The organism is Croceibacterium xixiisoli (assembly GCF_009827305.1).
GTDB classification, from domain to species: Bacteria; Pseudomonadota; Alphaproteobacteria; order Sphingomonadales; family Sphingomonadaceae; genus Croceibacterium_C; species Croceibacterium_C xixiisoli.
This window is the reverse complement of record NZ_WTYJ01000002.1, coordinates 225065-238874: the sequence shown is the minus strand read 5'-3', so window position 1 is coordinate 238874 and position 13810 is coordinate 225065. Positions and strand designations below refer to the sequence as shown.

General features: G+C 63.7%; 11 protein-coding genes. 5 read left to right on the top strand and 6 right to left on the bottom strand.

Annotated elements, in window-relative coordinates; translation table 11 throughout:
- Nucleotides 1–205 precede the first annotated feature (205 nt).
- Together GRI97_RS10175 and rmuC are read right to left on the bottom strand one after the other, a co-directional pair.
- Nucleotides 206–910, bottom strand: coding sequence for a hypothetical protein (locus GRI97_RS10175; protein ID WP_161391080.1), 705 nt, complete (start codon nt 908–910; stop codon nt 206–208).
- Nucleotides 907–2328 carry a DNA recombination protein RmuC gene (gene rmuC, locus GRI97_RS10170; protein ID WP_161391079.1) on the bottom strand — a complete coding sequence of 474 codons (1422 nt, stop codon included), beginning with the start codon at nt 2326–2328 and terminating at the stop codon, nt 907–909. The genes GRI97_RS10175 and rmuC overlap by 4 nt, the downstream gene beginning before the upstream one ends.
- Nucleotides 2329–2572: 244 nt before the next feature.
- On the opposite strand from rmuC, the gene GRI97_RS10165 reads away from it, so the two are divergent.
- Nucleotides 2573–4237 (top strand): formate--tetrahydrofolate ligase, encoded by a 1665-nt coding sequence (locus GRI97_RS10165; protein WP_161391078.1) that lies wholly within the window; start codon nt 2573–2575, stop codon nt 4235–4237.
- Between the two features lie 215 nt (nt 4238–4452).
- Nucleotides 4453–5661, top strand: coding sequence for a hypothetical protein (locus GRI97_RS10160; protein WP_161391077.1), 1209 nt, complete (start codon nt 4453–4455; stop codon nt 5659–5661).
- Between the two features lie 104 nt (nt 5662–5765).
- On the opposite strand, the gene def is transcribed toward GRI97_RS10160, so the two are convergent.
- Nucleotides 5766–6335: a peptide deformylase gene (gene def, locus GRI97_RS10155; RefSeq protein WP_161391076.1), complete on the bottom strand. Its 570-nt coding sequence runs from the start codon at nt 6333–6335 to the stop codon at nt 5766–5768.
- Nucleotides 6336–6484: 149 nt separating this feature from the next.
- On the opposite strand from def, the gene GRI97_RS10150 reads away from it, so the two are divergent.
- The gene (locus GRI97_RS10150; protein WP_161391075.1) at nt 6485–6874 is read left to right on the top strand and encodes a nuclear transport factor 2 family protein; all 390 of its coding nucleotides are present in this window, start codon (nt 6485–6487) and stop codon (nt 6872–6874) included.
- 9 nt (nt 6875–6883) lie between these two features.
- On the opposite strand, the gene recR is transcribed toward GRI97_RS10150, so the two are convergent.
- Nucleotides 6884–7480, bottom strand: a complete 597-nt coding sequence (gene recR, locus GRI97_RS10145; protein WP_161391074.1) for a recombination mediator RecR — start codon at nt 7478–7480, stop codon at nt 6884–6886.
- A 45-nt stretch (nt 7481–7525) separates the two neighbouring features.
- Between recR and fmt the strand changes: the two genes are divergently transcribed.
- Both fmt and truA read left to right on the top strand, forming a co-directional pair.
- Nucleotides 7526–8431, top strand: coding sequence for a methionyl-tRNA formyltransferase (gene fmt / locus GRI97_RS10140; RefSeq protein ID WP_161391073.1), 906 nt, complete (start codon nt 7526–7528; stop codon nt 8429–8431).
- A gap of 258 nt (nt 8432–8689) precedes the next feature.
- A complete protein-coding gene (gene truA / locus GRI97_RS10135; RefSeq protein WP_161391072.1) occupies nt 8690–9436 on the top strand; it encodes a tRNA pseudouridine(38-40) synthase TruA in 747 nt (248 codons plus the stop codon).
- Nucleotides 9437–9549: 113 nt separating this feature from the next.
- On the opposite strand, the gene GRI97_RS10130 is transcribed toward truA, so the two are convergent.
- Both GRI97_RS10130 and GRI97_RS10125 read right to left on the bottom strand, forming a co-directional pair.
- Complete coding sequence (locus GRI97_RS10130; RefSeq protein WP_407924103.1) at nt 9550–11625, bottom strand: transglycosylase domain-containing protein; 2076 nt, start codon at nt 11623–11625, stop codon at nt 9550–9552.
- A gap of 353 nt (nt 11626–11978) precedes the next feature.
- Nucleotides 11979–13781 carry a WG repeat-containing protein gene (locus GRI97_RS10125; protein ID WP_161391071.1) on the bottom strand — a complete coding sequence of 601 codons (1803 nt, stop codon included), beginning with the start codon at nt 13779–13781 and terminating at the stop codon, nt 11979–11981.
- Nucleotides 13782–13810: the final 29 nt, after the last annotated feature.

The following is a 13810-nucleotide window of genomic DNA, read 5'->3' as shown; positions in this document are numbered from 1 at the left end:
CAATCCGAACGGTGAATCGAAGCAGGTAGATATGTAATTTGCTTCACTTTCATGGAATCTTACATTTGCCCAATAGCAAGGATTTCCATCGTCGATAAGTATGATTTTCTCCGAGATAATCTCCGTCTCAAACGTCTTTATTAGGACATTCAGCTTTTCTCTGCATTTATCAGTAAATTCGCCTTCATCCATTTTTCGCCTCCGCTCAATCCCCGGCAACAAAACTCGTGATCCGCCAGGTGCCGTTGCGGCTGGAGGCGAAGAGGCGGTAGTCGACGATGCTGCGCAGCTTGTCGGTGGCGATGTAGCCGGTGTCCTTGCCGTGCTTGACCTGCTGCAACGCCGCCTCCGGCGAGAGGCCGTTGACCAGCGTCACCGCTTCCCAGGAGAGCTGCGCGGTCGGGGTTCCGGTGCCGTCGGCATTGGGGAGCAGCGGGATGGCTTCGCCGGTGACGATCATGGTGTTGAAGGGATCGCCGGGGATTTCCTGTTCGAAATACCAGGGCAGCGTGATGCCGCTCTGGCGGTTGGAGGCGCAGCCCAGGGTCAGCAGTTCGTCCAGCACGCCCCACAGCGGGGCGTCGGTGGTGGCGAGGCGGCTGCGCAGTTCGGCGCGGCCGCTGCCGCCGCCGAAATCCAGTTTCACATCTTCGGCGGCCAGGGTGGCGACCACTTCGGCGTCGCGCGCCTTCACGGCGGCGGACAGCTGTTGCAGGAACAGATCCGCACCCTTCACCTGCTGGCAATCATTGCGCGGGGCGTAGGGGCCCGGCTCGGCGACAACGGGGGCGGCGCCGGTCGCTTCCTCCACCATGCTGGTGGCGACGGCCTCGATCTTGTCCGACGGGGCGTCAGCCTGGCTGCAGGCAGCCAATGCAAGAACCAATGCGCCCGGCCAGATTGTCTTCATTCCCGTTCCTTCACCCTCGCCGCATCATGAGCTCCAGGCAGCCGCAATTCTTCTGCCGGAACATCAGCGATGGTGTAGCGTGGTACGCTTTCCACTTGCTGAACCTCGTCCGCTTCGCGCTTGCCAATCTCAATACCCTTATCACGCAATTTACGGGCAGAAGACAACACATTGCGTTCATAGCTGCCCACAAAATTGTTGTAGTGCTTCACGGCGGAATCGAGGCCAGCCCCTACCTTCTTCAAATGGTCTCCTGCAGTCGCAATTCGGTTATAAATTTCACTGGCCAGAGATCCGATCGCGCGCGCTTCCTGCGCCAGCGCATCCTGGCGCCAGACCTGCGCCACGGTGCGGGCGATGGCGATCAGATTGGTGGGCGTGGCCAGCAGCACCCGGCGTTCGAAAGCGAAATCCCACAGGCCGGGATCGTGTTCGAGCGCGGCGGCGACGAAATGTTCGCCCGGCACGAACATCACCACATAATCGGGCGCATCCTCGAACTGGCTCTGGTAACTCTTGGCCCCCAGCTGCTGCACATGGTTCTTCATCGAGCGGACATGGTCGGCCATCGCCGCCGCGCGCCCTTCCTCCGTATCGGCAGCGAAGGCCTGCTGATAGGCGACCAGCGAGACCTTGGCATCGATCACCAGCACCTTGCCGCCGGGAATGCGCACGATCGCATCGGGGCGCAGCCGGCCTTCTTCGGTGTTGATCGATTGTTCGAGAAAGAAATCGGTATGCTGCGACAGTCCGCAAGCCTCCAGCAGATTGCGCAGCTGCTGTTCGCCCCAGCGCCCGCGCGCCTTGGGCGCATTGGTGAGCGCGCTGCCCAGCCTCATCGCTTCGGTGCGGACCGCTTCCTGCCCTTCGCGCATGGACTGGATCAGGCCGGTGAGCTGGCCGAAGGCATCGACCCGCTTGCGTTCGAGATCGGCGACCTGATCCTCATAGCTTTTCAGCCGCGCGCCGACCGGTTCGAGCAGGGAGCGCAGTTTTTCCTCCGACGCGCGTTCCGCCACGCCGAAGCGTTCATTGGCGCGGGCGAGGAAGGCATCCTGCGCGCGGGCGAGCACGGCCGAGCCGGTGTTTTCGAATTCCTTGAGCAGATTGGCGCGCGATTCTTCGAGCAGGCGCTTCTGTTCGGCAAAGCCGGCGGCCTGCGCCTTCAGCGTCGTCAATTCTTCGCGCGACTGATCAAGCGCGGCGGCAAGCCGGTCAGCGCGTTCAGCCCGTTCGCTCATGGTTGCGAGTTCGGGCGCCATGCGCACCACGCGTTCGGCGTGGGTCTTGGCCTCCCCCTCCGCAGCCGCCAGGCGGTTGCGCAGTTCCGCCAACGGCCGGCCGCCGAGGAACCATCCTATCGCGAGGCAGACCGCCGCCAGCGCGACGATCAACAGGGTGGGCAGCACGAGGTCCAAGGCACATCTCCAGATCCGGAACGAAGAGCGAACGTATCTGTACGGCGGAAAGCGCACAAGGGCAGTGGCGAAACAATCCCCTTCCCTGTGTCACACGCGCGCAAGAATCAGGCTTGAGCATCACGGCGAAAGAATTGTATGGGTTACTTACAATTCGTGATTGCGAAAATTTCGTAATTGTGAAAAAAGCAGATCGTTACGCCCGGGGGCTCCGGGCGAACGCCACAACCGGAAGAGGATATCTATGCCTACTGATATCGAGATTGCCCGCCAGGCAACGCTGATCCCGATCACCGACGTCGCGAAGAATGCCGGCGTTCCTGACGAAGCGCTGATCCCCTATGGCAAGTACAAGGCCAAGATCGACCGCGATCTGCTGCAGACCGGCGACAAGCAGGGCAAGCTGATCCTCGTCACCGCAATCAACCCGACTCCGGCCGGCGAAGGCAAGACCACGACCTCGGTCGGTCTGTCTGACGCCCTGCACCGCATCGGCAAGAAGGCACTGCTGTGCCTGCGCGAACCCAGCCTTGGCCCGTGCTTCGGCGTCAAGGGCGGCGGCGCCGGCGGCGGCAAGAGCCAGGTCATGCCGATGGATGAAATCAACCTGCACTTCACGGGTGACTTCCACGCCATCACCAGCGCGCACAACCTGCTGAGCGCGATGATCGACAACCACATCTATTGGGGCAACACGCTCGAAATCGATCTGCGCCGCGTCACCTGGCGCCGGGTGCTGGACATGAACGATCGCGCGCTGCGCCAGATCGTGGGCCCGCTGGGCGGCGTGTCCAACGGCTTCCCGCGTGAAACCGGTTTCGACATCACCGTTGCTTCGGAAATCATGGCGATCCTGTGCCTGGCCACCGACCTGGCCGATCTGCAGAAGCGCATGGGCGACATCATCATCGGTTACCGCCGCGACAAGACCCCGGTCTTCTGCCGCGACGTGAAGGCCGACAGCGCGATGACCGTGCTGCTGAAGGATGCCATCCTGCCGAACCTGGTGCAGACGCTGGAAAACAACCCGGCCTTCCTGCACGGCGGTCCCTTCGCCAACATCGCCCATGGCTGCAACTCCGTGATCGCCACCAGCACCGCGCTGAAGATGGCCGATTACGTGGTGACCGAAGCCGGCTTCGGCGCCGATCTGGGCGCTGAAAAGTTCATGGACATCAAGTGCCGCGCTGCCGGCTTCACGCCCGACGCCGTCGTGCTGGTTGCTACCGTGCGCGCGCTGAAGATGAACGGCGGCGTGGCCAAGAAGGATCTGGGCGAACCGAATGTGGACGCCGTCCGCAAGGGTTCGGTCAATCTGAAGCGCCACATCGAAAACGTGAAGAAGTTCGGCGTGACCCCGACCATCGCGATCAACCACTTCTACCTCGACACCGATGAAGAACTGGCCGTGATCAAGGAAATGGCAGAATCGTTCGGCGCCGATGCCGTGATCTGCAAGCACTGGGCCGACGGCAGCGCCGGCGCGGAAGAACTGGCCAAGATCGTTGCCGCCAAGGCCGATGCCGGCGCACCCGATTTCAAGCCGCTCTATCCTTCGGAAATGGGCCTGGCGGACAAGATCACCACGATCGCGACCGAAATCTACCGTGCAGCCAATGTCGCCATCCCGGCATCGGTTCGCAGCCAGCTGAAGCAGTGGGAAGAGATGGGCTATGGCCACTTCCCGGTCTGCATGGCGAAGACTCAGTACAGCTTCTCCACCGATCCCACGCAGCTGGGCGCGCCGGAAGGCCATGAAATCGCCATTCGCGAAGTACGCCTGTCGGCCGGTGCCGGCTTCGTCGTCGCGATCTGCGGTGAAATCATGACCATGCCGGGCCTGCCCAAGATCCCGAGCGCGGAAAACATCTATCTGGACGACAATGGCCAGATCGAAGGTCTGTTCTGATCGGCTGATCCCGGCCTGCGGGCCAGGATCGATGTGAACACGGAAAGGCCGCCCCACCGGGCGGCCTTTTTCGTTTGGGCACCCTGCGCCGCGGTTCATTTTCCATTTGGGCAGAGTCAACATTGCTTGCAAAACATGCCCCTTGGAAACTAAGGTCGCGGCGAGACCCGGCCCCTGAGAAGGCCGGACGAACAGCTCTGGGGAGATTGAAGGGCATGAAACGCCAGACGGCTTTACGCATCCATTCGCGGCAGCTTACCTCTGCCATTGCGGCCATTGCCGCCGCTGCCACATTGGCCCTGCTGCCGGCCGGCGCCATGGCGCAGGAACGTCCGGCCGATCTGACGCAACTGCCGCCGGTGCCGACCGATTACACGCCGGAAAAGACCGCATGGGGCGATTACGACCTCAGCGCGACCTGGCAGATCGAATATATCAACAATATCAAGATCGTGTTCGAACGGCCGGAAGCCTATGGCAATCGCGTCTATGTGACCGATGAAGAATTCGCCCGCCGGCTGGAATTCGCCCAGCGCCAGGATGGCAATTTCGGCGAAGGCGAAGGCGTCAGCGCGCCGGGCACCGAAGGTCTGACCGCCTGGGTGCGCGATTCGGATTTCGGCCATCGCACATCGATGCTGGTCAGCCCGGCCAATGGCCGCCTGCCCCCGCTGACTCCCAAGGGCGAAGAGCTGTACAAGGCCGGTCGTTCGGGCTGGGTCCCGGGCCAGCATTATGACTGGGTGACGGATTTCGACAGCTGGGATCGCTGCATTTCGCGCGGTTTCCCGGCATCGATGTTCCCGTTCCGCTACAACAACGGCATCCGCATCTTCCAGTCGCCCGGCTATGTCGTGCTGGCACTGGAAATGCTGGGCACGCGCGTGATCCCGATCGGCGACATGCCGCACTGGCCCGGCAATGTCGAAGGCTGGATGGGCAACAGCCGTGGCCGCTGGGAAGGCAAGACGCTGGTGGTGGAAACCACCAATATCAAATCCGGCGACAGCGTGTCGCAGGATGCCTATGCCCGCTCATCATCCCCGCTGAACATGGCCACCCAGGCGGTGCCGCCGTTCAACACCATTCCGATGAGCACGCAGGCCAAGATGGTCGAACGGATCACCCGCACGGGCGAGAATTCGATCGTCTATGAAGTCACCTATTCGGATCCCGAAGTCTACACCCAGCCCTGGACTGCGCGTCTGGAATGGGCCCGTGACGACGATTATGAATTCTTCGAATACGCCTGCCACGAAGGCAACAAGGCGGTGCGCGACTACATCACCGCATCGCGCGCCGAACGCGCCAATGTCGCGGCCGGCACCAAGGAGGCCGATGCGGTCGACGATCGCGCACGCTTTGCCGAAGTGTTCGACTTCGACCCGGCCCTGGGCCCCCGCCCGCCCCGGCCGCAGCAGTAATGGCCTGATCGCTGCCCCATCTTCACCGGATGGGGCAGTCTCAGCAAAAAGGGCGCGGAGCCATCGCTCCGCGCCCTTTTTGCGTCCGGGTTACCTTGGAACCGTCAGGCTGCCTTGCGCAGCTTGTCCAGCTTCTTGAGCGCCATGCTGCGCTTCAGCCGGCTGAGGTGGTCAATGAACAGAACCCCTTCGAGATGGTCCATTTCATGCTGGATGCAGATGGCCATCAGGCCTTCCATTTCCTCTTCGTGGAGATTGCCGTCGACATCCTGCCAGCGCACGCGGCAGCGGCCGGGACGGTCGACGTCCGCAAATATCTCCGGCACGGAGAGGCAACCTTCCTGATAGGTGATCTGCTCTTCGCTCGGATCCAGAATCTCGGGGTTCACGAAAACCCGTGGTTCCTTCTTCGTCGGCTGATGCGTGTGGTGATGGCCGCCATGTTCATGGCAGGCTTCGGGTTCCGCATCGGGATCTTCCGGCTGCAGATCAATCACCAGCAGGCGCAAGGGGATGCCGATCTGGATCGCGGCAAGCCCGATGCCATGGGCGGCATACATCGTGTCGAACATGTCGGCGACCAGCGCCTTGAGCTCGTCGTTGAAGTCGACAACCGGCTTGGACACGGTCTTGAGCCGGGCATCCGGCACTTCGAGGATTTCATGAATGGCCATGGGTGCGAAATAGGCGCCTCTCCCCCCCGCTGCAAGATGCTGTTGCACCCGGCCCCAAGGACGGCGCCGGAGCGGAACCGGCAGGCCACACCCTTGTTGATCGGGCAGGCCGGCGCGAGATCCGGACACATTGGGAAAGGAGCCTGACAATGGCCCAGCAGTCCAAGACGATCATCGATCTGGAAACCCGCTTCTGGCAATCCATGGTCGACAAGGATGCGGCATCGGCCAAGGCGCTGATCGCCGAGGAATGCCTGATCACCGGGCCGCAGGGATCGATGCTGATCGATCCGGCCGCCTATGAGGCGATGACCGAACAGGGCAATTGGAGCCTGGAGACATTCAGCTTCAGCGCCATCCAGGTGATCTTCCCCAAGGATGACACCGCGGTGATCGCTTACACCGTGAACCAGCGAGGGGACATGGATGGCAGACCGATGGATCTGACATGCGCGGATGCCACCACCTGGGTGAGTGATGGTTCGGCCTGGAAATGCGTGCTGCACACCGAAACCATCATGGAAGACCGGTCCCGTTGATCGGCGGCTCTAGCTGATCGGGCGACGGGCACGCAGGGCCTGGGCCAGCGTCCCTTCGTCGAGATAATCCAGTTCCCCGCCGACCGGCAGGCCATGAGCGAGCTGGGTGATGCGCACGGGGAAAGCCTCCAGCCGTTCGGCCAGATAATGGGCGGTGGTCTGCCCTTCCAGCGTGGCGTTCATCGCCAGCACCACTTCATCCACCCCGCCCTGTTCCACCCGGGCCAGCAGCGCAGGGATCGACAGATCTTCGGGCCGGACGCCTTCTAGCGCAGACAGGCGCCCGCCAAGCACGTGATATTGCCCGGCGAACAGCCGCGCGCGGTCCAGCGCCCAGAGATCGGCGACATCTTCCACCACGCAGAGCTGGCGCCGGTCCCGCCGCGGATCGGCACAGATGCCGCAGGGGTTCTGCGTATCGACATTGCCGCAGGTCTGGCATTCGACCAGCGTTTCGCGCACGGCGGCCAGCGCATCGAGCAATTGCACCAGCGCGGTTTCGCGCCGCTTGACCAGCCACAGCACCGCGCGTCGGGCCGAACGCGGGCCCAATCCGGGAAGCCGGGCCAATGCCGCGCTGAGCGCTTCGATCTCTTGCGATGCCATGCTGCGCCAGATAGGGCCAGTTGCGAGAGATAGAAAGGGCGGGACATGCGCATCATCTTCATGGGCACGCCCGATTTTTCCGTGCCGACGCTGCGCGCGCTGCATGCGGCCGGGCATGAGATCATCGCGGTCTATTCGCAGCCGCCGCGCCGCGCCGGCCGGGGCAAGCAATTGCAGCCCACCCCCGTGCACCGCGCGGCCGAGGGACTGGGGCTGATGGTGCGCCACCCCGCCAGCCTGCGCGATGCAGAGGCGCAGGCCGATTTCCTGGCGCTGGAGGCCGATGCCGCCGTGGTGGTCGCCTATGGGCTGATCCTGCCACTGCCCGTGCTGCAGGCGCCCCGGCTGGGCTGTTTCAATGTGCATGCATCGCTGCTGCCGCGCTGGCGCGGGGCGGCGCCGATCCAGCGGTCGATCCTGTCCGGCGATCCGGTGACGGGCATCACCATCATGCAGATGGAACAGGGGCTGGACACCGGCCCGATGCTGGCGCGCGCGCGGTTGCAGGTGGAAGACCGCACCAGCGGCGAACTGCATGAAGTGCTGGCGGACATGGGCGCGAAGCTGATGGTCGATACGCTGGCTGATGTGAATCATCTGCGCCCCGAGCCGCAGGAAGAGCGGGAGGCCAATTATGCGGCCAAGATCGACAAGGGCGAAACCCGGCTGGACTGGCACAAGCCGGCCGAGCTGCTGGAACGCGAAACCCGCGCCTTTGCCCCCTTCCCCGGATCCTGGTTCGAATTGGATGGCGAGCGGATAAAGCTGCTGCGCGCGCATGTGATCGGCGTCAATGGCGCGCCGGGCACGGTGCTGGACGCGGATTTCACCATTGCCTGCGGCGACGCCTCGCTACGCCCGGTGATGCTGCAGCGGGCGGGCAAGCCGGCGATGAGCGCAGCGGATTTCCTGCGCGGGAAGCCGGTGCCGGTGGGGACGGTGTTGCGGTAAGCGGTGGTCGCACCCGCCGCTTCCCTCGTCATTCCGGACTTGATCCGGAATCCATTGCGCGGCTGGCGCGGTGGCTGCGATTTGGGCGCGCACTCGGCGGCTTGTGAGGCGCGTCGGCTGCTTGCTCCGTGCAGAACCACACATGGATGCTGAATCAAGTCCAGCATGACGGGATTGAGAGGTGACGGCTTGGGCTGATGGCGCGCTGATCAGCCTGCCCTCTTGTCCAAAACTCGCCGTCGGTTCAGGGAGCGCACGATGACCCGCTTTGCCCTTACCATCGAATTCGACGGCGGCCCCTTCATGGGGTTGCAGCGGCAGGATCATGGCCCCAGCGTGCAGCAGGCGGTGGAAGACGCCGCCCTGGCCATTACCGGGGAACAAGTGATCCTGCACAGTGCCGGGCGGACCGACAGCGGGGTGCATGCGCTGGCCATGCGCAGCCATTTCGATCTGGAGAAGCTGTTCGATCCGTTCCGCCTGATGGAAGGGCTCAATGCCAAGCTGCGGCCCGATCCCGTGGCGGTGACCGCGTGTGAGGTGGTGGCGGATGATTGGCATGCGCGGTTTTCCTGCGTGGGGCGGCGCTATCGCTATCTGATCCGCAATCGCCGGGCGCCGCTGACGCTGACCCGGGGGCGCGAGTGGCTGGTGACGCGGCCGCTGGATGCCAAGGCGATGCACCGCGCGGCGCAGCATCTGGTCGGGCATCATGATTTCACCACCTTCCGTTCGGCCCATTGCCAGGCGGCCGACCCGGTCAAATCGCTCGACCGGCTGGATGTGCGGCGCGAGGGGGAGATGGTGATCGTGGAGGCCGATGCGCGCAGTTTCCTGCACCATCAGGTGCGGTCCATGGTGGGCACGCTGGCCATGGTCGGGCTGGGGCGCTGGCGCGAGGAGCAGGTGGCGCAGGCGCTGGCCGCGCGCGACCGGCAGCAATTGGGGCACAATGCCCCGCCGGACGGGCTCTATTTCCTGGCTGCCATCTATCCCGACGACTGACAGCCGGAATTGCGATTAGAGCGGCGATCCGATTGCATCGGATCGCCGCTCTATTTTCTTTTGTTTACCGCAATTTCCGAGTCAGCAGGTGATTCCACCTGCTTAGAAATTGCTCAAGGCCCCTGCTGAGCAGGCGCCGGGGATGATCCGCCCATGGGCGGCAGCTCCAGCCGCACACCCTGGCCATCCATCCGCACGCCGACCGGCACGCCCTGCACTTCGGTGCTGATCGTGGCGCCCTGCCCGTCGATGCTGAGGCGGCTGCGGTCATCGCCGAGCGGGATATTGTCGAGCGTTGGCACATCCTGCGGCTGCACCGGTCCGCTCGGATCCGGGGCCGGGGTTGGCCGCTGGCGCACGGGGCGGGCCGGCTGGCCGGTCGCCTGCTGCATGAAATCGCGCCAGATCTGCGCTGGCAGGCCGCCGCCGGACACGCCCTTGAGCGGCGAATTGTCGTCATTGCCGATCCACACGCCCACCACCAGATCGCCAGCATAGCCGACGAACAGCGCATCGCGGCTGTCCTGCGTGGTGCCGGTCTTGCCGAAATTCGGCCCGGTCAGGATCGCGGCGCGACCGGTGCCCTTGTTCACGGCGCTGCGCAGCAGGGTTTCCATCGCTTCGTGTTCGCGCGAGGACAGGCTGCTCTGATCCCCCCACAGCCAGTCGAACCAGCCGGCTTCGGGCGCCTTGAAGGCGCGCGGCACCACGGGGAAGCTGTTGCCGGCGATCCCGGCATAGGCGGCGGTCAGTTCCATCAGCGTCATGGTGGAGGTGCCCAGTGCCAGGCTGGGATCATCGGCATCCATCGCCCCCTTCAGCCCCAGTTCGCGGGCGGCGCCGACCACCTCATCGCCGCCGACCTGCTGCAGCAGGCGCACGGCGGCGACATTGCTCGACTGGGCAAACGCCTCTTCCAGGGTCAGGCTTTCCGAATAGCGGCCACCCGAATTGCGCGGGCGGTATTCGCCTTCGGTGATTTCTGCATTGCTGATCCGGTCCTGCGGCGTCAGGCCGGATTCGATCGCGGCCAGATAGACGAACAGCTTGAAGGTCGATCCCGGCTGACGCTGGGCCTGGGTCACGCGGTTGAAGGGGGATTTGGCGTAATCGGTGCCGCCGACCATGGCGACCACTTCACCATTGGGGCGCATCGCCACCAGCGCCGCCTGCGCCCCGCCCAGCCGCGCGCGATCGACCACACGGCGGGCGATGTTCTGCAGCCGGGAATCGAGCGTGGTCGTCAGCGTCTGGCTGGCATAGCCCCCCTCCCCCAGTCGCCGCGCCTCCGGCAGGGCCCAGTCGGCGAAATAGGTGCCGGTGGGCAGATTGCGGCGGGTGCGCGAATCCACGCGCGGGATTGGCAGGGCAGCCGCTTCCGCCTCTGTCAGATAGCCGGCATCGACCATGGCCCCGATCACCAGCTTCATCCGCTTCTTGGCGCGTTCGAAATGGCGGGTGGGGGCAAGCGCAGATGGGGCCTGCATCAGCCCGGCCAGCATCGCGGCCTGTTCCGGCTTCAGATTTTCCGGCTGGCGGAAGAAATAATGCATGGATGCGGCGCGCAGCCCATACACATTGTCCCCGAAATAGGCGTTGGAGAGATAGCGTTCGAGGATCTCATCCTTGGTCAGCCAGGCTTCCAGCCAGAAGGCGATCAGCGCCTCCCGCGCCTTGCGCGTCAGGCTGCGTTCGGAGCTGAGGAAGGTGAATTTGGCCAGCTGCTGGGTAATCGTGCTGCCGCCCTGTGGCCGGCCGCCGGTCATATTGGCCCAGACCGCCCGGGCGATGCCGCGTGGATCGACGCCCCAGTGCGAATAGAACCGCCGATCCTCGATCGCCAGAAAGGCTTCGGCCACATGCGGCGGCAGTTCGGCCACCTTGACCGGCGTATCGACGATCGCGCCATTGCGGGCGATGGGCGTGCCATCCGCCGCCAGCAGGGTGATCTGCGGCGGCACGATCGGTTCAAGCGATTTGGACAGCGGCGCGGTGATCGCCAGCCAGCCGATCAGCAGGAACAGCAGCAGCAGGCCACCGGCGGAAATCCGCCCGGCCCAGCGCCAGCGCCGGCTGCGCGACTTGGCCGCCGGCGGCATGACAGGAGGGGGAGAGCTGGCGCCGTAATCGCGGCCGTAATCCGGTCCGCTGTCGCGGCCCGACCAGCGATCGGGCGGGAGGTCGTCTATCGGATCGAGGCCGTGCCACGGACGATCATCGACCGGTTGCCGCCAGGCGCCGGTGTCGTCATCCGCGAAATCGGTATCGTCCAGATCGTCGGGATCATGGCGGGAGGAGGAAGAGCGGCTGTCGAATTTCGGCCGAGTCACTGGCCGCTGCGACCACGGCCAGCGCCGCCAACGCACGCCACCAACCTCTACGCCAAACCGATCAGAACCCCTGCTCATCGCCCGTGTATTACAATACCAATACAGTGATGGCGAGAATTTTCAGAACCGTTTTTCATCGGATTGCCCAATGCTGAGACAACATCCAGTCTCCGGGAAAGGTGACCGCCCGTTCCGCATGGGCAAGCCGGCGCTCAGTAATCAGGGCCAAATGCCCTGCACACACCGTTCTCCCCGCAATAGCTGTGCGGTGCGCGTGCCGGATCGGGCGGCCTTTGCTCGACACCGGTCAAGGTGCCGAAAAGTTCCGCGATATGCTTGCTTGTCGGAGGCAGCGCTTCGGCCAGATCGGCCTCGGTCGCCTTCAATGCGGCAATCGCCCGCTCCTGCTGGTCGGTTGAGGGAACCAGCGTACTGTTTGGGCTGGCTTCCACTTTTCGCATGTAAGCGCGGAAATCCGTTTCCAGTTGCACGATGAAATCATGCGCATTGTTGGGGACGGAAGGGCTGCTGAAGAACCAGAAGTTACGGGCAAGATCACCATTGCGAAATTCGGCTCTCGCGCTCAGCACATCACCAGTGGTCGCTATTTTCCATTCGACCTGATCGGTGGTCTGAAGTTTGAGCTCTATCACCCCTTTGACCCGGCGCCACATCGGCGTCGTTTCCATTGGCACCGCCGGCAATGCCACCTCCAGCTGCCAGGCGCCGAAATTCCGGGCATCCAGCACCAGCGGAGGCGCATAATATTTAAAGGTGGCAAAGCCGGCTGGTTGTGGATCGAAGCGGGTAACGACCGCCGTTCCCCCGTCTGCCGCCGCGCCGGCTTCGATCAGATATTGCGATCCTTCCGCCTCCACCTGCAACAGCGTCTGCACCGGCCCACGATTGGGTGGCGGTTGCGGCGCATGATCGGCCCAGGCACCATCGGCGGCGATATACCCTTGGCGGTTGTTCGTCCGCACACGCGCCAGCCCGTTGGCGGCAAAGGCCCCTGCCCCGGTAAAACGCGGCGCGATGACCAGTCGCCCCGATTGGTCGGCATAGCCATACATATTGCTATCCCGACTTTCGATCAGCACCATTCCATTGGGGGAAATACCCCGCGCCGTCATATCGGCTGGAAACCGGGCCTTCACCTGGCCAGCCGCATCGATGTAGCCGGTGCGGCCATCAGGAAGGCCCACGCGCGCGAGACCATCCGGCGCGTCCATTCCGCCCAGCGTTTCCGAGGGAGTGAAGCTGCCGGCGAAATAGAACTGAGCGGGGATCCGGAACGCACCATCACGGCCGATATATCCAAACGGACTTTGGCCATCCGAACGCGCCGGGGCCAACCCGTTATCGGCAAAATTGCCGATGATCGAAAAGGTTGTCGCGATGATCTGCCGGCCCTGGGTATCGACGGCGCCGCTCTTCCCGTCGATCTTTACTACCGCCATTCCGGCGCTGAAGGGCATCGCGTCGGTGTAGATCGGGGGCACCACGATCCTGCCGGATCGATCGACGAAGCCATATCGCATCGTGCCATCGGCCGGGTCCGCCCGCCCCACCCGGGCAAGTCCGTCCACACCGAAGGGGTCCGCCAAGGCGAATTGCGGTTCTGCCGCCATCCGCCCCTCCGCATTCACGAAGCCCCAGGCATCACCGACCGCAACAGGTTCGGGGCCATGGACAAACAATTCGCGCTGACCGGCGCTGCGGACCTTGTCGAAATTCCATCCGGTTTCTTCACCGCTGCGCAAATTGATGAAGCCCCATTTGCCGCTTTTGCGCACAGCAACCCAGTCGCCACTGAATTCCGTCGGCGCCTCCTCAAAAACGGGGGCCTGCACGATCCGGCCGGATTGATCGACAAAGCCGAACAAGGGCACGCGTTCGTTGAGCCGGATTTCAGACTGGATTTCAGATTGGACTTGAGATCGAGCGTGGGCACCGTTTGCCGAACCCAGAGCCAATGCGAATGCACTGACAATCGTCGCAATGGATTTACGCATGCCCAGCCCCCTGCGGCAATGTGCCGCAA